The sequence below is a fragment of the Listeria cornellensis FSL F6-0969 genome (assembly GCF_000525855.1).
Taxonomy (GTDB): Bacteria; Bacillota; Bacilli; order Lactobacillales; family Listeriaceae; genus Listeria_A; species Listeria_A cornellensis.
In genome coordinates this window covers 1-702 of record NZ_AODE01000080.1, presented here as the reverse complement: position 1 = coordinate 702, position 702 = coordinate 1, and the positions used below count along the sequence as shown (strand labels likewise).

The 702-nt window shown below is 38.5% G+C and carries 1 protein-coding gene; it reads right to left on the bottom strand.

Annotation, left to right across the window (positions count from 1 at the left end):
* Positions 1-166 precede the first annotated feature (166 nt).
* Positions 167-631, bottom strand: coding sequence for an O-antigen ligase family protein (locus PCORN_RS16795; RefSeq protein WP_159102639.1), 465 nt, complete (start codon positions 629-631; stop codon positions 167-169).
* Positions 632-702: the final 71 nt, after the last annotated feature.

The window sequence follows — 702 nt, the reverse complement described above, 5'->3', positions numbered from 1 at the left end:
CTGGTATGGAATAATTGTAGAAATAACTATCTGTTTCAATAATTCGAACGTCACACCCACGTTTAACAAAACCATTGAAAAGTGATTTGCTATTAGATCCTCGCCAACCCGCTCCAACTGCTAAGACTTTGATCTGTTTCCCCATATTGTCACTCCTGTTCTAAATTTAAGTTATTTGTAGATTGCGCTTCTGCTCTGCTAAGCTAATAATTGTCAGAGCAAGACCAAGACCGAGCCATACAATCCGCATTTCGAATACGCTACTACTGCCAAATGATATCGCTACAAAAGCAATCAAAATACAAATTGGAATTGCCGCAAGCAACTGCTTGTTCTGAACGTATAACTTCATTGCGTGAACAATAAACCAGATAACCAACAAAACGAATGGAAAAAATCCAATAAGCCCCACATCAGATAAATTAGAAAGCCATAGATTATGCGCACTCATCGTTCGTTGCATGCTGTCCGGGATATTTGATGTGCCATATAATGCCGTAAAAACAAATTTTGGCGTGACGCCAATACCGACTCCTAAAAAATAATGTTCCTTGCATAGTTGGAAAATCGTTTCATACATAAAAGCTCTTTGACTAGTTGAATCCGTTTTGCCTGTAAAATAAGTTGTCAATTGTGCCCCATGTTGCACTAAAAAAAACACATGCTGCTAGTAACGTACTCATGACCAGCCCGAAAAAAGAA